At 68.5% G+C, this 19,406-nt stretch carries 18 protein-coding genes; 9 read left to right on the top strand and 9 right to left on the bottom strand.

The genetic code is table 11. The features are described from left to right. Positions 1 to 60 precede the first annotated feature (60 nt). Positions 61 to 699 carry a 2-hydroxychromene-2-carboxylate isomerase gene (locus tag U5798_RS10390; RefSeq protein ID WP_124449230.1) on the top strand — a complete coding sequence of 213 codons (639 nt, stop codon included), beginning with the start codon at positions 61 to 63 and terminating at the stop codon, positions 697 to 699. Positions 700 to 767: 68 nt separating this feature from the next. Beyond that, positions 768 to 1,715 (top strand): LysR family transcriptional regulator, encoded by a 948-nt coding sequence (locus tag U5798_RS10385; protein ID WP_124449232.1) that lies wholly within the window; start codon positions 768 to 770, stop codon positions 1,713 to 1,715. Between the two features lie 27 nt (positions 1,716 to 1,742). Here U5798_RS10385 and U5798_RS10380 read toward each other — a convergent pair whose 3' ends face one another. The 4 genes from U5798_RS10380 to xdhA form a co-directional block, all read right to left on the bottom strand. Next, entirely contained in the window at positions 1,743 to 2,144 is a 402-nt protein-coding gene (locus U5798_RS10380) for a nuclear transport factor 2 family protein (protein WP_124449234.1), read from the bottom strand. Positions 2,145 to 2,231: 87 nt separating this feature from the next. Further along, positions 2,232 to 2,900 carry a xanthine dehydrogenase accessory protein XdhC gene (xdhC, locus tag U5798_RS10375; RefSeq protein WP_124449236.1) on the bottom strand — a complete coding sequence of 223 codons (669 nt, stop codon included), beginning with the start codon at positions 2,898 to 2,900 and terminating at the stop codon, positions 2,232 to 2,234. Between the two features lies 1 nt (position 2,901). Next, positions 2,902 to 5,265 (bottom strand): xanthine dehydrogenase molybdopterin binding subunit, encoded by a 2,364-nt coding sequence (gene xdhB / locus U5798_RS10370; protein WP_322081982.1) that lies wholly within the window; start codon positions 5,263 to 5,265, stop codon positions 2,902 to 2,904. Positions 5,266 to 5,283: 18 nt separating this feature from the next. Beyond that, positions 5,284 to 6,855, bottom strand: a complete 1,572-nt coding sequence (gene xdhA, locus U5798_RS10365; protein ID WP_322081981.1) for a xanthine dehydrogenase small subunit — start codon at positions 6,853 to 6,855, stop codon at positions 5,284 to 5,286. A gap of 339 nt (positions 6,856 to 7,194) precedes the next feature. On the opposite strand from xdhA, the gene U5798_RS10360 reads away from it, so the two are divergent. Continuing rightward, positions 7,195 to 8,409 carry an MFS transporter gene (locus U5798_RS10360; protein WP_124449243.1) on the top strand — a complete coding sequence of 405 codons (1,215 nt, stop codon included), beginning with the start codon at positions 7,195 to 7,197 and terminating at the stop codon, positions 8,407 to 8,409. Between the two features lie 38 nt (positions 8,410 to 8,447). Here the strand turns inward: U5798_RS10360 and U5798_RS10355 are convergent, their stop codons facing one another. The 3 genes from U5798_RS10355 to U5798_RS10345 all read right to left on the bottom strand — a co-directional run bounded on the left by U5798_RS10355 (position 8,448) and on the right by U5798_RS10345 (position 10,717). Beyond that, positions 8,448 to 8,999, bottom strand: coding sequence for an RES family NAD+ phosphorylase (locus U5798_RS10355; protein ID WP_322081980.1), 552 nt, complete (start codon positions 8,997 to 8,999; stop codon positions 8,448 to 8,450). A gap of 51 nt (positions 9,000 to 9,050) precedes the next feature. Further along, positions 9,051 to 9,704 carry a hypothetical protein gene (locus U5798_RS10350; protein WP_322081979.1) on the bottom strand — a complete coding sequence of 218 codons (654 nt, stop codon included), beginning with the start codon at positions 9,702 to 9,704 and terminating at the stop codon, positions 9,051 to 9,053. Positions 9,705 to 9,826: 122 nt separating this feature from the next. Next, entirely contained in the window at positions 9,827 to 10,717 is an 891-nt protein-coding gene (locus U5798_RS10345) for a DMT family transporter (protein ID WP_322081978.1), read from the bottom strand. 134 nt (positions 10,718 to 10,851) lie between these two features. Here U5798_RS10345 and U5798_RS10340 point away from each other — a divergent pair, with 134 nt between their 5' ends. Continuing rightward, entirely contained in the window at positions 10,852 to 11,787 is a 936-nt protein-coding gene (locus U5798_RS10340) for an AraC family transcriptional regulator (RefSeq protein WP_322081977.1), read from the top strand. A 27-nt stretch (positions 11,788 to 11,814) separates the two neighbouring features. Here U5798_RS10340 and U5798_RS10335 read toward each other — a convergent pair whose 3' ends face one another. Next, positions 11,815 to 13,026, bottom strand: coding sequence for a pyridoxal-phosphate-dependent aminotransferase family protein (locus U5798_RS10335; protein ID WP_059235871.1), 1,212 nt, complete (start codon positions 13,024 to 13,026; stop codon positions 11,815 to 11,817). 545 nt (positions 13,027 to 13,571) lie between these two features. Then, entirely contained in the window at positions 13,572 to 13,784 is a 213-nt protein-coding gene (locus tag U5798_RS10330; protein ID WP_124449249.1) for a hypothetical protein, read from the bottom strand. Here U5798_RS10330 and U5798_RS10325 point away from each other — a divergent pair. The 5 genes from U5798_RS10325 (at position 13,783) to U5798_RS10305 (ending at position 19,393) form a co-directional block, all read left to right on the top strand. Beyond that, the gene (locus U5798_RS10325; protein ID WP_124449251.1) at positions 13,783 to 14,766 is read left to right on the top strand and encodes a LysR family transcriptional regulator; all 984 of its coding nucleotides are present in this window, start codon (positions 13,783 to 13,785) and stop codon (positions 14,764 to 14,766) included. The genes U5798_RS10330 and U5798_RS10325 overlap by 2 nt on opposite strands. Before the next feature lie 30 nt (positions 14,767 to 14,796). Further along, positions 14,797 to 15,795, top strand: a complete 999-nt coding sequence (locus U5798_RS10320) for a 2-hydroxyacid dehydrogenase (protein ID WP_124449253.1) — start codon at positions 14,797 to 14,799, stop codon at positions 15,793 to 15,795. 172 nt (positions 15,796 to 15,967) lie between these two features. Beyond that, the gene (gene bluB, locus U5798_RS10315; RefSeq protein ID WP_322081976.1) at positions 15,968 to 16,717 is read left to right on the top strand and encodes a 5,6-dimethylbenzimidazole synthase; all 750 of its coding nucleotides are present in this window, start codon (positions 15,968 to 15,970) and stop codon (positions 16,715 to 16,717) included. Between the two features lie 241 nt (positions 16,718 to 16,958). Beyond that, positions 16,959 to 18,128 (top strand): MFS transporter, encoded by a 1,170-nt coding sequence (locus tag U5798_RS10310; protein ID WP_322081975.1) that lies wholly within the window; start codon positions 16,959 to 16,961, stop codon positions 18,126 to 18,128. A 104-nt stretch (positions 18,129 to 18,232) separates the two neighbouring features. After that, positions 18,233 to 19,393 carry an MFS transporter gene (locus U5798_RS10305; protein WP_322081974.1) on the top strand — a complete coding sequence of 387 codons (1,161 nt, stop codon included), beginning with the start codon at positions 18,233 to 18,235 and terminating at the stop codon, positions 19,391 to 19,393. Positions 19,394 to 19,406: the final 13 nt, after the last annotated feature.

Genomic DNA, 19,406 nt, shown 5'->3' with positions numbered 1-19,406 from the left:
CCGCCGCGTAACATGGAGGCCGCCGCCAGGCGCCGCACGCCCCACCCTCTGGAGAACGACATGACAACCGGCCTCGACACCGCCCAACCCGCCTGGTTCTTCGACTTCGTGTCGCCGTTCTCGTATCTGCTGCTCGAGCAGCATGACAAATGGCCGGACGTGCCGTTCGAACCCGTGGCCGTGTCGCTGGCCGACCTGCAGCGCCACTGGGGCCAGCGCGCGACCGCCGACGTGCCGGCCAAGCGCGTGTTCACGTACCGTCACGCGCTGTTTCGCGCGGAACAGCTCGGCATCCGCTTCAAGATGCCGCCCGCGCACCCGTTCGATTCCGACAAGCTGCTGCGCCTCGCGATCGCGCTGCGCGCCGATATCGCGACCGTGCTGGAAATGTTCCGCTTCATCTGGCGCGACGGCAACGATCCGTCGACGCCGGAAGGCTTCGCGGCGCTGTGCGAGCGCGTCGGCGTCGGTCACGGCGACGAACTGATCGAATTCGAGGAAACCACCGCGCAACTGGTCCGCAACAATGCCGACGCGATCGCGCTCGGCGTGTTCGGCGTGCCGACGTTCTGGATGAACCAGCAGCTGTTCTGGGGCGAGGACGCGCTGCCGATGGTGCTGTACTGCGCACGCACGCCGAACTGGCTCGAATCGCGCGAGGTCAAGCGGATCAGCACGCTGCCGAAGGGCCGTGCGTGATGGCCGGTATCACGCACGCCAACGCGCGGCTGCGGTAAGGTTACGCGTCACCCGAACACCCCCAACCGATGGAAGACGACGACCGTACCGCCTCGCTCGACATCTGGCTCGTGCGCGTCTTGCGCACGCTGCTGCTCGAGCGCAGCGTCACGCAGGCCGCGCTGCGGCTGAACCAGACCCAGCCCGCGATCAGCACCGCGCTGCGCAAGCTGCGCGAGACGCTGAACGACCCGATCCTCGTGCGCGGCAAATCCGGCATGGTGCCGACCGAATACGGTGCATCGCTGCTCGAGGCCGCGCAGCGCGCGCTGCGTGAGGTCGACTTCATCGCGACGCCGCACGGCGACTTCGATCCGTCGTCCGCGCGACGCACGTTCCGCGTCGCAGCGCCCGACTATCTGAACGATTTCTTCATGCCGACGCTGATCGAGCGCTTTCGCGACGCGGCTCCGCATGCGCACCTGGAAATCGATTCGCTGAATCCCGCGCTCGACCACGCGGGCGCGCTCGAATCAGGCGCGCTCGATCTCGTGATCGGCAACTGGCCGAAGCCCGACCCGCAGTTCGCGCGCCAGGACCTGTTCTCCGACACGATCGTGTGCCTGATGCGCGACGCACATCCGCTCGCTCGCGTGCCGCTCACGCGCGAAGCGTACGCGTCGGCGGCGCACGTCGCACCGACTCCGTACACCGGCGACAAGCGCAACGCGATCGAAATCGGCCTCGCACGCGCGCGCCTCACGCGGCGCATCGTGACGACGCTGCCGTACTTCGGCATCGTGCCGCAGGTGCTGCTGCAGTCGGACCTGATCTTCACGACGACGCGCCGCTTCGCGACGCACTATGCGCAGTTGCTGCCGCTCGTCGTCGTCACGCCGCCCGTGCCCTTTCCGCGCATCAAGAGCTACCTGCTCACGCATCCGCAGCCCGACCGGCCGACCGACATCGCGTGGCTGTGCGCGCTGATGCAGAGCGTGTCCGACGAGCTGACGGTCGCCCGCACGCGCAAGCGCTGACGCGCGGCCGGCACGCCACGCGGCCGCTCAGGCCGTGCAGAAGGTTTCCTGCAGATGGGTCCAGCGCACGACGCCCGCCGCGTCGCGTTCGAACACGGCCGTCGCACGGCGCGCGGGCAGTTCGCCCGATGCCGCGTGCTGCGCCTCGAGATAGGTGATCACCGCATGCGATGCGCCGGTCGCGAGCACGCGAATGTCCGACAACGTGATGCGCAGCCCCGGCTTCGCGCCGGCGAGCTTCGCGAACAGCGCGCGCGTACCGTCATGGTCGACGACGCGGCCGTCGGTCAGGATCATCGTGAAGCCTGGGGAAAACGCGGCGAGCAGCGCGTCGAGTGCCGCGGGCGCGGTATCGACGCCGGACAGCCAGCGCTCGATGGCGACGAGGCTCGCATCGAGCGTGTCGAGATAGATCGGGTGATCGGACATGGGCGTGCACGGTAAGGCGCGGCCCGATGCCGCGCGTTGCCGTGCAGTGTATGCAAAAACGCGCGACCGTGCGCCGGCCGCGCGGCGCTATCGCGAGCAGGACGCCTCGTCGCGTGCGCGGCCGGCCGCTGCCGCCTTCGCATCGGCCACCGGCATGCCCGAGCGCACCTGCAGCAATTCCGCGCACACGGCCACCGCGATCGCGCCCGGCGCCTTGTCGACGATGCCCGCGACACCGATCGGGCACACCATCTCCACGAGCCGCGCCGGATCGACGCCGCGCGCGGCAAGCCGGCGCTCGAACTTCACGCGCTTGGTGCGCGAGCCGATCATCCCGAAGTACGCGTAGTCGCGCCGCCGCATGATCTGCGCGGCGAGCGAGAAGTCGAGCGCGTGGTTGTGCGTCATCACGAGGAAATACGCACCGGGCGGCGCCGCATCGACGACGGCCTCCGGCGTGTCGGTCGGCTCCGGCTGCACGTTCGGCGGACATTCGTCCGGGAACAGCTCGTCGCGCGTATCGACCCACTGCACGACGCACGGCAGCGCGCCGAGCAGCGTGACGAGCGCGTGGCCGACGTGCCCCGCGCCGAACAGCACGATGTGCATCGGCGCCGGCGTGCCGGTCGCGCGGTTGCGCTGGCCGGTGCCGGGTGCGAACGGCTGCATCGACGACGGCGCGGTGCGGCACGCGCCTTCGCACCCCGCGACGGGTGCGCAGGACGCGGGACGCGGTGGACGAGCGGGCCCGTTCACGTCAGCCTGCCCGCGCGGCGCTGGCCGCCCGTACCGCCTGCACGGCGCGCAGGATCGACTCGCCGGTGGCTGGCGCGTCGAGCGGCGGGTTCACCCGGTAGTCGCCGACCGCGGCGACCGCGTCGCGCACCGCGAAGAACACCGAGAACGGCAACAGCAGCGGCGGCTCGCCGACGGCCTTCGAACGGTGGATGCTGTCCTCGACGTTGCGGTTCTGGAACAGCCGCACGTTGAACTCCGGTGGCGTGTCGTTCACCGTCGGGATCTTGTACGTCGACGGCGCGTGCGTCATCAGCTTGCCGCCCTTGTTCCACCACAGCTCCTCGGTCGTCAGCCAGCCCATCCCCTGGATGAACGCACCTTCGACCTGGCCGATGTCGAGCGCCGGGTTCAGCGATGCGCCCACGTCGTGCAGCGCGTCGACGCGCAGCGTGCGCATCTCGCCCGTCAGCGTGTCGATCACGACTTCCGACACGGCCGCGCCGTACGAGTAGTAGTAGAACGGCCGGCCCTGCAGCTTCGACTGATCCCAGTACAGCTTAGGTGTCGCGTAGAAGCCGTCGGACCACAGCTGCACGCGCGCGAGGTACGCCTTCGCGATCACTTCGCCGAACGGCACGCTGTGGCCGCCGACCGACACGAAGTCGTTGCCGAACTTCACATCGGCCGCGTCGACCTTGCCGTCGCCGAACTGCTTCGCCGCGAACACCGCGAGCCGCTCGCGCAACTGGCGCGCCGCATCCTGCGCGGCCTTGCCGTTCAGGTCCGAGCCCGTCGACGCGGCCGTCGCCGACGTGTTCGCGACCTTGCTCGTGTCGGTCGCCGTCACGCGGATCCGGCCGAAGCGGATGCCGAGTTCGTGCGCGACGACCTGCGCGACCTTCGTGTTGAGCCCCTGCCCCATCTCCGTGCCGCCGTGGTTCACGAGCACCGAGCCGTCGGTGTAGATGTGCACCAGCGCGCCGGCCTGGTTGAAGTGCGTGACGTTGAACGCGATGCCGAACTTCACCGGCGTGATCGCGATGCCCTTCTTCAGCACCGTGTTGCGCGCGTTGAATGCGCGCACGCCGGCGCGCCGGGCACGGTAGTCGCTCGTCGTCTCGAGTTCGCCGAGCAGTTCCTGCAGCACGTTGTCCTCGATCGTCTGCCCGTACGGCGTCACGTTGCGTTCGGTCTTGCCGTACAGGTTCGCGTAGCGGACGTCGAGCGGATCGCGGCCGAGCGAACGCGCGATGTCGTCGAGGATGTACTCGATCGCGAATGCGCCCTGCGGGCCGCCGAAGCCGCGGAACGCGGTGTTCGACTGCGTATTGGTCTTGCCGCAGTAGCCGGCGATGTCGACGTCGCCGAGCCAGTACGCATTGTCGAAGTGGCACACCGCGCGCGTCATCACCGGGCCCGACAGGTCGGCCGAGAAGCCGCAGCGCGACGTCATGTCGAGCGCCACGCCGTCGATGCGGCCGTCGTCGTCGTAGCCGACGTCGAAGCGGTAATGGAAGTCGTGCCGCTTGCCGGTGATCATCATGTCGTCGTCGCGGTCCGGACGCAGCTTCACCGGGCACAGCAGCTTCCACGCGGCGAGCGCCGCGCAGCACGCAAACAGGCCCGACTGCGATTCCTTGCCGCCGAAGCCGCCGCCCATCCGGCGGCATTCGACCAGCACGTTGTGCGACGCGACGCCGAGCACGTGCGCGACGAGATGCTGCATCTCGCTCGGGTGCTGCGTCGAGCAGTACACGTGCATCCCGTCGTCGTCCTTCGGTACCGCATACGCGATCTGGCCTTCCAGGTAGAACTGCTCCTGGCCGCCGAGCAGCATCTCGCCCGACTCGCGGTGCGGCGCGACGGCGAGCCGCGCGGCCGCGTCGCCGCGTGCGAGCTTCAGCGGCGGGATCACGTAGGTTTCGGCTGCACGCGCTTCCTGCGCGGTGAGGATCGCCGGCAGCTCTTCGTAGTCGACCTGCGCGCGGCGCGCGGCGAGCCGCGCGGTTTCGTGCGACGTCGCGACGACGATGAACATCGGCTGGCCGACGAACTGCACGATGCCCTTCGCGAGCACCGGGTCGTCGTGGATGATCGGGCCGCAATCGTTGACGCCCGGGATGTCGTCGGCCGTGAACACGGCGACCACGCCCGGCGTCGCGCGCACCGCGTCGAAGTTCATCGACACGATCTTCGCGTGCGGCTTCGCCGACAGGCCCAGCGCCGCGTGCAGCGTGCCCGCGACGACGGGAATGTCGTCGGTATAGGTGGCACGCCCGCTGACGTGCAGGTGCGCGGATTCGTGCGCGCGCGACACGTGGACCTGCGCGGCGTCGGCTTGCGGGTCGAGGGTGCTCAGGAACGGTTCTGCTTGCTGGTTCATGTCCGGTGTTCTCCGTCTTCAGACGCGCGCCGCGTCGTTGGCCACTTCAGCGGCGACTTCGGCGGCCACTTCGCGCACGTTCAGCGCCTGCGGCGGCAGCGGGTCGTGCGGACGCGTCTCCAGCCAGAAGCGATAGATCAGGTTCTTCGCGGTATCGAGTCGATACGTACTCGTCGCGCGCATGTCGGACAGCGGCTGGTAGTCGCGCTCGAGCGTCTGCATCGCGGCCTGCGCGGTGGCTTCGTGCCACTGCGCGCCGTCGAGCACGGCTTCCGTCTGGGTCGCTCGCTTCGGCGTCGCGGCCATCCCGCCGAACGCGATGCGCGGCTCGCGGATCGTGTCGCCGTCCGCGATGAACGCGAACGCCGCGCACACGGCCGAGATGTCGGAGTCGAACCGCTTCGACAGCTTGTACGTGCGGAACTGCAGCTTCGCGCGCGCACCGGTGCGGGTCGGCACTTTCAGGCCGACGACGAATTCGTGCGGCGCCATGTCCTTCTGCTGGTAGCCCGTGTACAGCGCCTCGAGCGGCAGCTCGCGCACCGTATCGCCGCCGCGCAGCACGACGCGCGCGCCGAGCGCGATCAGGCCCGGCATCGAATCGCCGATCGGCGAGCCGTTCGCGACGTTGCCGCCGATCGTGCCGGCGTTGCGGATCGGCAGCGACGCGAAGCGTTTCCACATCTCGGTCAGTTCCGGATACGTGCCGGCCAGCGCCGCATAGCCCTTCTCGACCGTCACGCCCGCGCCGATCTCGATCCAGTCGTCGCCGTGCACGACCCGCTGCAATTCGGCGATCTGACCAACGTAGATCAGGTCGTCGAGGCGGCGCATCTGCTTGGTCACCCACAGGCCGATGTCGGTACTGCCCGCGAGAAGGCGCGCGTCGGGACGCTCGGCCTTCAGCGCGGCCAGCGCGTCGAGCGTGCGCGGCGCCGCGAAGCGCGCGCCGTCGAGCGTCGTGTAGTCGAACGTGTCGTCGCGCTTGAGGGACGCGAGCGTGCGGGCCAGCGCGGCCGTGTCGACCGGCGCCGACGGCGCCGGCGCACCTTCGCCGGCCGCGTCGAACATCTGCACGGCCGCATCGACGATCGGCCGGTAGCCGGTGCAGCGGCACAGGTTGCCGGTCAGCGCGTCGGCGATCTCGGTGCGCGTCGGCACGTCCTTCGCCTTCGTGCACGCGGCGGCGCAGCCTTCATGGCCGTGCTTCTCGTACAGCGCCCACATCGACATCACGAAGCCGGGCGTGCAGAACCCGCATTGCGAACCGTGGCAATCGACCATCGCCTGCTGCACCGGGTGCAGCGCACCGTCCGGCTGGCGCAGGTCCTCGACCGTCAGCAGCGCCTTGCCGTCGAGCGTCGGCAGGAACTGGATGCACGCGTTGACGGCCTTGAACTCGACCGTGCCGGCGTCGGTCAGCTCGCCGACGACGACCGTGCACGCGCCGCAGTCGCCTTCCGCGCAGCCTTCCTTGGTGCCGGTGCAATGCGCGTCCTCGCGCAGGTATTGCTGCACGGTGCGGGTGACGTCCGCGCCGCTGACTTCGCGGAGCGCGTGACGATGGTAGAAGCGAATCGGCTCACTCATGTCTCGATGTTTCTTCAAATGGGGGCAAGGCGGCCTGCGCGGAGCGCCTGACCGACGTTTATCTGACAGTTTGCACGCTATCACCGTCAAATTCCGCAACCCATAGCCCATCACGCATGGGGCCCATATAACTGCCGCGATATGGACGCCGGCGGCGGCCCGGCATCCTTTCCGCACGGGGCTCCGCGCCCGTTCCCGACGCCCCCCGCCACCGTCCGCCGTCGCCGAAATGAGGTCGCGATTAACTAAATGGTACCTGCGTGAAAACCGGTTCCATGGGAAAATCCCGATTCCCTTTTTCGCCGTCTTCCGTTTGCTTCGTTCATTCGTTCCGACCCCATGTCAACCGATTCCGCCACACCGCCGCGCAGCGGGTTCGCGGTCACGCTGCAAATCGTGTCCGTCGTCTGCTTCACGTTCATCTGCTACCTGACCATCGGCCTGCCGCTCGCGGTGCTGCCGGGCTTCGTCCATGACGACCTGGGCTTTTCCGCGATCGTCGCGGGCGGCGCAATCAGCGTCCAGTACTTCGCGACGCTCGCGTCGCGGCCGCTCGCCGGGCGCCTGGCCGACACGCTCGGCCCGAAGCAGACGGTGCTGCGCGGGCTGATCGGGTGCGGTGTGTCGGGCGTGCTGCTGCTCGTCGCGCTGCTGCTCGCGCACTGGCCGGTCGCGAGCCTCGTGCTGCTGGTCGCGAGCCGGCTCGTGCTCGGCGTCGGCGAAAGCCTGTGCGGCACCGGCGCCATCCTGTGGGGCATCGGCCGCGTCGGCGTCACGCACAACGCGAAGGTGATCTCGTGGAACGGCATCGCGACCTACGGCGCGCTCGCGCTCGGCGCGCCGGTCGGCGTCGCGATCGCGAATACGCTGAACCCGGCGCTGATCGGCGTGATCGTGATCGCGCTGGCCGCGGCCGGCTTCTACCTCGCGCGCCTGATCGCGTCGGTACCGCTCGTGCACGGCGAACGGATGTCGTACGCGAGCGTGTTCACGCGCGTGCTGCCGCACGGCCTCGGCCTGGCGCTCGGCTCGGCCGGCTTCGGCTCGATCGCGACCTTCGTCACGCTGTACTACGCGGCGCGCCACTGGCCGAACGCCGCGCTGTCGCTGACCGTGTTCGGCACGCTGTTCATCGGCGCGCGCCTGCTGTTCGCGAACACGATCAAGACCTACGGCGGCTTCCGCGTCGCGATCGTGTCGTTCGCATTCGAATGCTCGGGCCTGTTGCTGCTGTGGCTCGCGCCCGTGCCGCACATCGCGCTCGTCGGCGCCGCGCTGACCGGTTTCGGCTTCGCGCTGATCTTCCCGGCACTCGGCGTCGAGGCCGTCGCGCTCGTGCCGCCCGCGAGCCGTGGCGCGGCGCTGTCCGCGTACTCGGTGTTCCTCGACCTGTCGCTCGGCATCACGGGCCCGCTCGCCGGTTATGTCGCGGGCGCATTCGGCTATCCGCAGGTGTTCCTGTTCGCGGCGCTGGCGGCGGCTGCGGGCGTCGCGCTGTCGATGGTGCTGTACCAGCGGCAGGCGCGCGTGGCGGGGAGCGGCGCGGCAGCGTGAGAGAGGCGTGACGCGCGTTGGCGCACGCGCAACGCGCGTCAACGCAGCAGCACGTTGAAGTCCCGCAATACGCGGGCCGCATCGGGATGACGCCTGAACGGAACGGCGCGCCCGAGCGAGAGCTTCGGTTCGGCACGATCGAAGAGCACGAGCGCTTCCGACGTGTTGAGATGGCGCGACATGTACAAAAACCCGTCGACGCGACGGGGATGACGGTGGACGGCAAGCGACCACTGTTGCGGAACGTCGTACGGTGCGATGGTCGACAACGCACCGTCGCCACCGAGATTTTTCAGCGGCAAGCCGTGCAGGACGGCGACCGTCAGCGGCGCGCCGTCAAATGACAGGACGTAGCGATCGAGTTCGGTCGTCACGAGCGGAAAACCGCCCCGCACCAGATCGGCGACTTCGTCGTGCAGCACCGTCTCGGCGAATGCGCAATGCAGATCGAAGCCGAAATAGCTGGTGCCGTACCGCCGCCGCTTGCGCGGATCGTCGAAGCGATTGCCGCCCGATTTCCCGAAGTAAGGCTCGCCGGTCGCATATCGCGAGATACGCACCAGCGCCGTCGGCGCCACTTCGCGAGTCACCAGTGTCGCGCTCGCGAAATGTTCCCCCGGCGCCGTCAGCAAACGGGCCGCCTAGCGCTCGGCGAACGCCGTGGCGGCGCGCTCGACTTCATCCACCTTCCCGCGCGACAGCGCGACGAGCGGCGTCACGTTGCCCAGGGATGCCTTCGGCGTCGTGAAGAACTGCCATTTGCTCCATCCCGGCAAACCGCCCAGACCTTGGGTCACCTTGCCCAACGTCTTTCGATCGATATCTCCCGCCAGATAGAAGGCCGGATAGTACTGTGCGGCGCCGACATCGACCGTGAAGATCCGGCCGGACGCCACGGCCTTGCTGAGCGCCTGCCGCGTCATGCCGAGGCCGGCCCATGTCTGCGCGGCAGGCAGCAGCTTGCCGTCGGCGACCAGCATGCGACGTTCCGCCTGCACCTGCCGCTCCGGATCGACGGCGACGCTCTCCGCCCGCTTCTTCCGGCCGGTCGGCTTCCTGTCGCGCGTCGCGGCAGCGGCTATGCCGAACGTGATCGTGCCGGCCAGATCGATGACCTGCGCGATGCCGACCTTGAACAGGTGCCCCAATTGCTCGTCAGGCAGGCTGAGCAGCGCCCGCGCGCGATCGGGACCGAGCATGGTCGCCGCGCCGACAGCGCTGCGCAGCGCCTCCTCCGTCTCGACATCAAGAATGACAGCCGTCCCTTCCAGCGTATGAGCCCGCGCGATCATCATCACCTCCCGTCACTACCGGAATGATCGAGCGTAGCCCCGAATCGAAACCAAGTCAACCGTGTCAACCAAAACGATCCTTCGCCGGTTTCCTCGATCGAGCGCTCGCGCAGCCGCGACCTTCCTCAAGCCGTCCGCAGAAACAGCCGGCGCGTCAGGTCGAACGCGACGAGGTTGCCGGCCACCACCAGCAGCAGCCCGACCACCGCGAGCGGCGACCACTGGTAACCCTCGAACACCGTCGACACGGCCAGCGCGACGATCGGGAACAGCACCGTGCAGTACGCGGCGCGCTCCGGCCCGATCCGGCCGACGAGCGTCAGGTACGCGGTGAAGCCGATCACCGAGCCCGGCACCGCGAGATAGACGAGCGCACCGAGATAGCGCGGGCTCGTGTCGAGCGTGAAAGGCATCCCGGCCGCCACGCTGCCGACGGTCAGGATCGCCGCGCCGATCAGCATCGCCCAGCCGTTGGTCACGAGCGGATGCAGCCCCATCGACTGCATCCGGCTCGACAGCAGGTTGCCGATCGAAAAGCACATCGTGCCCGCGAACGCGATCGCAAGCCCCGTCCAGGTCGCGTGATCGTCGAGATGGCCGGCCATCTGCTGCCAGAACAGGCACGCGATGCCGGTCAGCCCGAGCAATGCGCCGGCGATCGCCGACGGCCGCAGCGGGCGGCCCATGAACAGCCGGCCGTTGATCGAGTTCAGGAGCGGCGCGGTCGAGAAGATCACCGCGACGAGGCCGCTCGGCACGACCTGCTCCGCGTAGTAGAAGCACAGGAAGTTCACGCAGAACAGCGCGAAGCCCTGCGCGACGAGAAAGCGCCACGCGTCGCGCGGCGGGCGCACCGGCCGGCGCATCACGCGCAGCAGCGCGAACAGCACGACGGCCGCGAGCCAGAAGCGCCATGCGATCGATACGGGCGGCGGCACCGAGCCGAGCTGCCACTTGATCGCGATCCAGGTGGTGCCCCAGATCAGCACGGTGACGAAATAAAGCGACAGGTTCATGGCGGCAATCCGGAAAATCGGGTGAATCGGGATCCCGACTATGCCGCCGCGCGGCGCGGGCCGATTGTCCGGAATTGCGGTCTTTTTCGGGGCGCCGCACGCGCTGCCGCACGCCCGCTTATACTCGGCGCATCATGAGCCTCTCCCTCTCCGCCCCGCCCGTCGACCACGCCGCCGCCCTGGCCGGCGGCGATCTACCGTTCGGCCTGCAGTCGGTCTGCCGCACGCTCGCCGATGCGAATGCGACGCTCGAGCGCTTCGCGTGGCTCGGCGACCACCTGGCGATCGCCGAATGGACGCGGATCACCGACGAAAGCGAAACGGTCTACGAGCAGCCCGGCCACCACACGCTGTCGTGCTACCTCGACGGCGGCTACCGGACCGAGCGCCAGCGCGTGCCGCGCTACGGCGCGCCGAGCCTGCTGTGCGCGCTGCCGGGCGACCATGAGTCGCGCTGGTGGGTACGCGGCGAGATGCACTTCATCCACCTGTATTTCCTGCCCGAGCACTTCACGCAGCGCGCGATCCGCGAGCTCGACCGCGAGCCGCGCGAGCTGAAGCTCGCCGATCGCACCTATTTCGAGGATGCGCGCGTCGCCGCGCTGCTGCGCTCGCTCGCGCTGGACGGCTGGGACGACGCCGACGAGCGGCTGCGCGTGAACGAAACCGCGCACGAGGTGCTGAGCCTGCTGCTGCGCGGGCAAAGCACGACACGCACCGACACGACGTTCCGCGGCGGGCTCGCTCCGGCCGTGCGCCGCCGCGTGCGCGACTACATCGACACATATCTCACGCAGCCGCTGACGCTCGGCGAACTGGCCGAGGTCGCCGCGCTGTCCGAATACCACTTCTCGCGGATGTTCCGGCTGTCGTTCGGACGCGCGCCGCACGCGTGGGTGGCCGAGCAGCGCCTCGCTCGGGCGCGCGAACTGCTGCGCACGACGGCGCTGCCGCTCGCGCAAGTTGCAGCCGACTGCGGCTACGCGAACGCCGGCCACTTCAGCCACCGCTTTCGCGACGCGCACGGCACGACGCCGAATACGTACCGGCGCGCGATGCAGGGCCGCTGAGCGCGGCCCCTTCCCTCGCTTTCCCGCTTACGCGCCGCGCCGGGACAATTCCTGTTCGAGCGCCGCGACGCCGGCCGGCAGGTCGACCGGCACCTTCAGGTCGACCATCGTGCGGCCGAACGCATGCAGCGTGCGGAACAGGTTGTGTTCGCGGCACTGCTCGCCCATCTGCCCGATCCGGACGATCGGCAAGCCGAACGAGCCCGAGATCTCGACCTGGTATTGCTTCGAGATGTGGCCGCAGACCATCCCGGGCGTCAGCCCTTCCGGCGTCTCGATCCCGACCACCGAATTGAGCCGGCAGTCCTTCGGCGCATAGAGCTTGAGCCCCATCGACTCGACGCCCGCCTGCAGCGCGAGCGAGCAGCGCAGATGGCGGGCGAAGCGGCTTTCGAGCGTCTCCGCGCAGACGAGCCGCAGCGCCTCGTGCAGCGCGAGCACGCCGGACACGGGCGCCGTGTAGTGATAGCCGGCGTTGTGCCAGAAGTTTTCCGCGAGCGCCATGTCGAGGCACCAGTGCGCGTTCGGCTCGGTGCGATGCTTCATGCGCTCCCACGCGGCATCGGAGAAGGCGATCAGCGATACGCCCGGGATCGACGACAGCCCCTTCTGGCCGCCGGTGATCACCGCGTCGATGCCCCACGCGTCCATTTCGAGCGGCATCGTCGACAGCGTGCACACCGCATCGACGACGACCAGTGCGCCGGCCGCCTTCGCGAGCGCCGCGATGTCGCGCAGGTCGCGGTTCCACACGGTGTTCGACGTTTCGCCCTGCACGATCGTGACGATCTCGGGCCGCTCGCGGGCGATCGCATCCGCGATCTCGTCGAGGCTCGCGACCGCGCGGTCGGCCACTTCGAGCGTCGCGACGTCGGCGCCGACGCGCGTGGCCATCTCGGCCATCCGTGCGCTGAAGAAGCCGTTGCGGATCGACAGCACGCGCGTGCCGCGCCAGGCGAGGTTCGAGATCGCCATCTCCATCGCGGCCGAGCCGGGGCCCGCGACGCCGAGCACCCACTTCGTGCGGGTCTGGAACACGTAGCGCGCCATCTCCTTCACCTGCTCGATGATCTTCGCCATCGTCGCGCCGAGGTGGTTGATCACGATCGTGTTCGCCTTCGCGACGGCGGCCGGGATCGGAACCGGGCCGGCTCCCATCATCAGCAGCGGTTCTTCGGGCAGGATCGCGTCGAGCGGCACGACGACGGGACAGGGAATCGGCGAGTAATCGATGGACATGGGGCTGGCAAGAGGTGAGGAAAGAAAATGCACGGACGCTCGCCGCACGGCATGGCGAACTGATCGATGATTCCGCGTTCCGTGACCTCGCGCAAGAGGCACACGCGGCCGGACAGCGCGACGGTGGCCCGGTCGCCGGACCGGGCCAGCCGGCCGCGTGCGTATTGCACGATGGCCATCGCGATTGAAAAGGGACTGCCGGCCGGTTGCGAAACGGTTCCATTCGGCTTCCGTGCACGTGATTTTCTCCGCCAATAACATCGTGATTCGACGACGCCGACGGCTTACGACAACTTTCGCATCGAACGGAATAGACCGACTACCCGATAAAAACCGCCGCGCGGAATGCGATACGCAATACCGGCGCATGTCCGAAAACATCCATTATCGCGCCCCGCATTGGGGAACGACTCCGCAGATTAACGAAGCCACGCCACCCGAATCATCCGCAAATCATTGATTAACATAAATATTATTCGACGAATCAGCGCATATTCCAATACCGCGTCAGTTTTGCACGTCGCGCATGTGCTGCACTGCAGCGTTTAACCGTTACCCGCGATTTCGATTTTTCGCAAGCCGCCCATTTTCTCAGGTTGACGGATATCGGTCCGGTATTTAACAATCGTCTGCGGAATCGAAAAAAAGCGATTTTTTCGATACGAGGGAGAACTGGGTGCCGCGCGATGCGCTTTTTTGGTTGCGCGGCGAAAAATCACAACATAATCAATCAACCGGGCCAGAAATACGCAAGCCATGAACCAGATTCAGACCATGCGTGTATTCGTCTGCGTCGCCGAGCAGCAGAGCTTCCGGCGCGCGGCGCACCATCTCGGCGTGTCCAATGCACTCGTCACGCGTTCGATCGCGATGCTCGAGGGCCACCTGAACACACGGCTGATCCACCGCACCACGCGCAACCTGTCGCTCACCGAGGCCGGCGTGCGCTACCTCGACGGCTGCCGTGCGCTGCTCGAGGAATTCGATCACCTCGAGTCGTCCGTCGCGCATGCCGTGCGCGAGCCGGCCGGCACGCTGCGCGTCGTCGCATCGGGGCTGCTGTCGCCGCTGGCGCTGACGCCGCTCGTCAGCAGCTTCCGGCACCGCTACCCCGAACTGCGCGTACAGCTGACCGTCTCCGAAGGGCCGCTCGACGTGCTCGATTCGGGCTACGACGTCGGCATCGTCACGGGCAACCGGCTCGACGGCAACCCGACGCTGATCGGCCACGCGCTCGCGCCGAATCCGTTCGTCGCCTGCGCGGCGCCGGCCTATCTCGACCGGCGCGGCGAGCCGCGCGCACCCGACGACCTGCCCGGCCACGACTGGGTCACGCTCGCGCCGCACCAGCATGCGCCGACGTGGCAGCTCGTCGGCCACGACGGCGTCGCGCATTCGGTCACGGTGCGCCCGGCGTGCACGGTCAACCAGCTCGCGCTGGTCCACGCCGCTGCCGTGGCCGGGGCCGGCATCGCCGTGCTGCCCGAGCCGTGCGTCGCCGACGCGCTCAACAGCGGCACGCTCGTGCGGCTGCTGGCCGGCTACCGGATCGACGATCCCGACGCGCAGCTGTCGCTCGTCTACCCGAACCGCCAGTACGTGCCGGCCCGCACGCGCAGCTTCGTCGAGCACGCGCTCGACCACTTCAGCGCACAGACGGCTCGCGACCGGACGGACTACGGCTTCCTGCGGCCGTCGCGCGGGCCCGAACGGTCCGACATCGTCACGGGGCTGCAGTAAACTGCGCGCGTCAGCCATCGGAGGTGCAGCGTGCGCGTGATCCTGTTCAGCAGCCGGCAGTACGACGACGATTCGTTTACCGCCGCCAACCGGCAGTTCGGCTATCGGCTGCACTTCCAGCCGTCGCACCTCGACGCGGAAACCGCGATCCTCGCGCACGGCTATGAAGTCGTGTGCCCGTTCGTCAACGACACCGTCGACGCGGCCGTGCTCGAACGGCTCGCCGACGGCGGCACGCGGCTGATCGCGCTGCGCTCGGCCGGCTTCAACCATGTCGACCTCACGGCCGCCGAGCGGCTCGGCATCACGGTCGTGCGCGTGCCCGCGTATTCGCCGCATGCGGTCGCCGAGCACGCGGTCGCGCTGATCCTCGCACTCAACCGCCGGCTGCCGCGCGCGGTCGCACGCACCCGCGAAGGCGATTTCTCGCTGAACGGCCTGCTCGGTTTCGACCTGCACGGCAAGACCGTCGGCGTGATCGGCACCGGCATCATCGGCAGCGTGTTCGCGAAGATCATGATGGGCTTCGGGATGCACGTGCTCGCGCACTCCGTGCCGCCGTACAACGACGAGCTGATCGCGTTCGGCGCGCGCTACGTCGAGCTCGACGAACTGCTGCACCACGCCGACATCGTCAGCCTGCACTGCCCGCTGCTGCCGTCGACGCACCATCTGATCAACGAGCGGACGCTCGCACGGATGAAGCACGGCGCGATGCTGATCAACACCGGGCGCGGCGGCCTCGTCGATGCGCAGGCGCTGGTCGACGCGCTCAAGAGCGGCCAGCTCGGCCACCTCGGGCTCGACGTGTACGAAGAGGAAAGCGGGCTGTTCTTCGAGGATCACTCCGACCTGCCGCTGCAGGACGACGTGCTCGCGCGCCTGCTGACGTTCCCGAACGTGATCGTCACGTCGCATCAGGCGTTCTTCACGCGCGAGGCGCTGGCCGAGATCGCGCATACGACGCTGCTGAACATCGAAGCGTGGCACGCCGGCACGCCGCAGAACGTCGTGGCGGCAAACCGCTGAGAAAAGGCCCATTTGACGGCCGGCAGCGCACTCGCAATCGTTTGCTTTTGCACGCTACCGCGCGCCGCACTCGTCTTCGTCAACAATTCCGCGCTTTGTTTCGGATGAAGCAACGTTTCGGGCGCGCCGTCTGCTATCGTTGCGCCGACGTCCTCCCCTGCTTTTGCCGCTCATGCGTTTCGACGACTCCGACATCGCCGCGGTCTACCGCGCCATCTTCGAACGGCGCGACATGCGCCACTTCACGCCGGCGCCCGTCGACCCGGCCGTGCTCGCGCGCTTGCTGCGCGCGGCGCACCATGCGCCGAGCGTCGGCTTCATGCAGCCGTGGCGCTTCATCCGCATCACCGATCCCGCGCTGCGCACCGCGATCCACGCGCTGGTCGAAGCCGAGCGCCGCGCGACCGCCGATGCGCTCGGCGAGCGGCAGGACGAATTCATGCGGCTGAAGGTCGAAGGCGTGCGCGAATGCGGCGAGCTGCTGGTCGTCGCGCTCGCCGACGGCCGCGAGCGCCACGTGTTCGGCCGCCGCACGCTGCCGGAGATGGATCTGGCATCCGCCGCGTGCGCGATCCAGAACATGTGGCTCGCGGCGCGCGCGGAAGGACTCGGGATGGGCTGGGTGTCGCTGTTCGACGTCGACGCGCTGCGCACGCTGCTGCGGATGCCCGACGGCGCGAAGCCGATCGCCGTGCTGTGCATCGGGCACGTCGACGCGTTCTATGCGAAGCCGATGCTCGAACAGGAGCGCTGGGCCGCGCGGATGCCGATCGAGGCTTGCCTGTTCGAGAACGGCTGGGACGACCCGGCGGCGATCGACGGCGTCGGCACGGCCGCTTCGCGTGCCGACACGGAGCCGGAAGCCGACGTGACGACCGTGCCGGACGCCGTCCCCGGCGGATCGCCCGCACGCATCGCGTGACGGTCGATCCAGCCACGCCCGTCGTTCCGGCCCCGATACGGCCCGACGCGGGAAATCGCCGCAAAATCCCACACTGTGAGCTTCCCGCCTGCCGGCGCGTCGCACGCCGGCAACAGCCATTTTGGCCCCAAGCGTAAGGGTTTTCACTGAAGTAGAATCGCGGCTGTCATTCGACTGACCCACCGCCCGTCCCGCGCCTCCCGCGCCTGGCTCGTGCGGCATTTTTCCCGAGCCTACCGCGATGCCCCTGCCTCTTTTCGCCCTTGCCGTCGCCGCATTTGGAATCGGTACCACCGAATTCGTGATCATGGGGCTGCTGCCCAATGTCGCGCGCGATCTCGGCGTGTCGATTCCGGCCGCGGGCATGCTCGTGTCGGGCTACGCGCTCGGCGTGACGATCGGCGCGCCGATCCTCGCGATCGTCACCGCGAAGATGCCGCGCAAGCGCGCGCTGATGGGCCTGATCGGGCTGTTCATCGCCGGCAACCTGTTCTGCGCGATCGCACCGGGCTATGCGGTGCTGATGGCCGCGCGTGTCGTCACGGCGTTCTGTCATGGCGCGTTCTTCGGGATCGGCTCGGTCGTCGCCAGCAACCTCGTCGCGCCGAACCGCCGCGCGCAGGCGATCGCGCTGATGTTCACCGGCCTCACCCTCGCGAACGTGCTCGGCGTGCCGCTCGGCACCGCGCTCGGCCAGGCATTCGGCTGGCGCGCGACGTTCTGGGCCGTCACCGGCATCGGCATCGCCGCGGCCGCCGCGCTCGCGGTGTGCCTGCCGAAGCACCTCGCGATGCCCGACACCAGCATCACGCGCGAATTCAGCGTGCTGAAGCACCCGCAGGTGCTGATGGTGCTCGGCATCAGCGTGCTCGCGTCCGCGAGCCTGTTCAGCGTGTTCACGTACATCACGCCGATCCTCGAGGACGTGACGGGCTTCTCGCCGCATCAGGTCACCTACGTGCTGCTGCTGTTCGGCCTCGGGCTGACGGTCGGCGGCACGCTCGGCGGCAAGCTCGCCGACTGGCGCCGGATGCCGTCGCTGATCGCGACGCTCGCGTTGATCGGTATCGTCCTCGCGCTGTTCGCGGGCACGATGCACGTGCCGTTCGCCGCGCTCGCGACGATCTTCGTGTGGGGCATCCTCGCGTTCGCGATCGTGCCGCCGCTGCAGATCATGATCGTCGATCGCGCCAGCGATGCGCCGAACCTCGCGTCGACGCTGAATCAGGGTGCGTTCAACCTCGGCAACGCGACCGGCGCATGGCTCGGCGGGATGGCGATCGGCTCCGGCGTATCGCTCGTGAGCCTGCCGTGGGTCGGCGTCGCGATGGCCGTCGCGGCGCTCGCGCTCACGCTGTGGTCGGCGTCGCTCGAACGCCGCCCGGTGGGCGTGCCGACCGAGTACGTGTGACGCACCCCTGCTGCGATCCTGCTGCAATCGTTGCGGACACAACCCCACTCGATCCTGATGGCCTTCATGGACCTTTCAAGGGCCGCGGTGTAGCATCCCGGCCGATGAAAGCCATTCTCAATCGCGATTTCCTCGCGCTGATCCTGAGCGTCGCGGTCGTCGGCCTCGGGACCGGCGCCACGTTGCCGCTCACCGCACTCGCGCTGACCGAAGCCGGACACGGCACCAACGTGGTCGGCATGCTGACGGCCGCGCAGGCGCTCGGCGGCCTCGCGATCGTCCCGTTCGTCACCGCGCTCGCGCGGCATATCGGCTCGCGCCGCGCGATCGTCGTGTCGGTCGTGCTGCTCGCGGCCGCCACCGCGCTGATGCAGTTCACGTCGAACCTGATCCTGTGGGGCGCGCTGCGCGTGCTGTGCGGCGCCGCGCTGATGCTGCTGTTCACGATCGGCGAAGCGTGGGTCAACCAGCTCGCCGACGATTCGACGCGCGGCCGCGTCGTCGCGATCTACGCGACCAATTTCACGCTGTTCCAGATGGCCGGCCCCGTGCTCGTCAGCCAGATCGCGGGCGCGACGCACATCCGCTTCGCGCTGTGCGGCGCACTGTTCCTGCTCGCGCTGCCGACGCTCGCGACGATCCGGCGCGCGCCGCTCGCCGGCGACGACGCGCATCACGAAGCACACGACAGCTGGTTCGCGGTGCTGCCCCGCATGCCCGCGCTGATCATCGGCACCGGCTTCTTCGCGCTGTTCGATACGCTCGCGCTGTCGCTGCTGCCGCTCTACGCGATGGATCACGGCGTCGCGAGCGCGACCGCCGTGCTGCTCGCGTCGATCATGCTGTTCGGCGATACCGCGATGCAGTTCCCGATCGGCTGGCTCGCGGACAAGCTCGGCCGCGAACGCGTGCACCTCGGCGCCGGCTGGATCGTGCTGGCCGGCCTGCCGCTGCTGCCGTTCGTCATCGCGAATCCGTGGCTGTGCTGGCCGCTGCTGTTCGTGCTCGGCGCGGCGGCCGGCAGCATCTATACGCTGTCGCTGGTCGCGTGCGGCGAACGCTTCCGAGGCGCGGCGCTCGTCACCGCGAGCTCGCTCGTATCGGCATCGTGGAGCGCCGCGAGCTTCGGCGGCCCGCTGGTGGCCGGTGCTTTGATGGAGCAACTGGGCAGCAACGCGCTGGTCGGCGTGCTGATCGCCTGCGTCGCGGCGTTCGTCGCGGCCGCGCTGTGGGAGCGCCGCGCCGCGTTGCAACGCGTGATCTGATTCGTATCGACGA

This window comes from Burkholderia sp. BCC1972 (assembly GCF_905339605.1).
Taxonomy (GTDB): domain Bacteria; phylum Pseudomonadota; class Gammaproteobacteria; order Burkholderiales; family Burkholderiaceae; genus Burkholderia.
The sequence above is the reverse complement of the archived record's forward strand: the minus strand, read 5'-3'. Positions and strand labels throughout refer to the sequence as shown.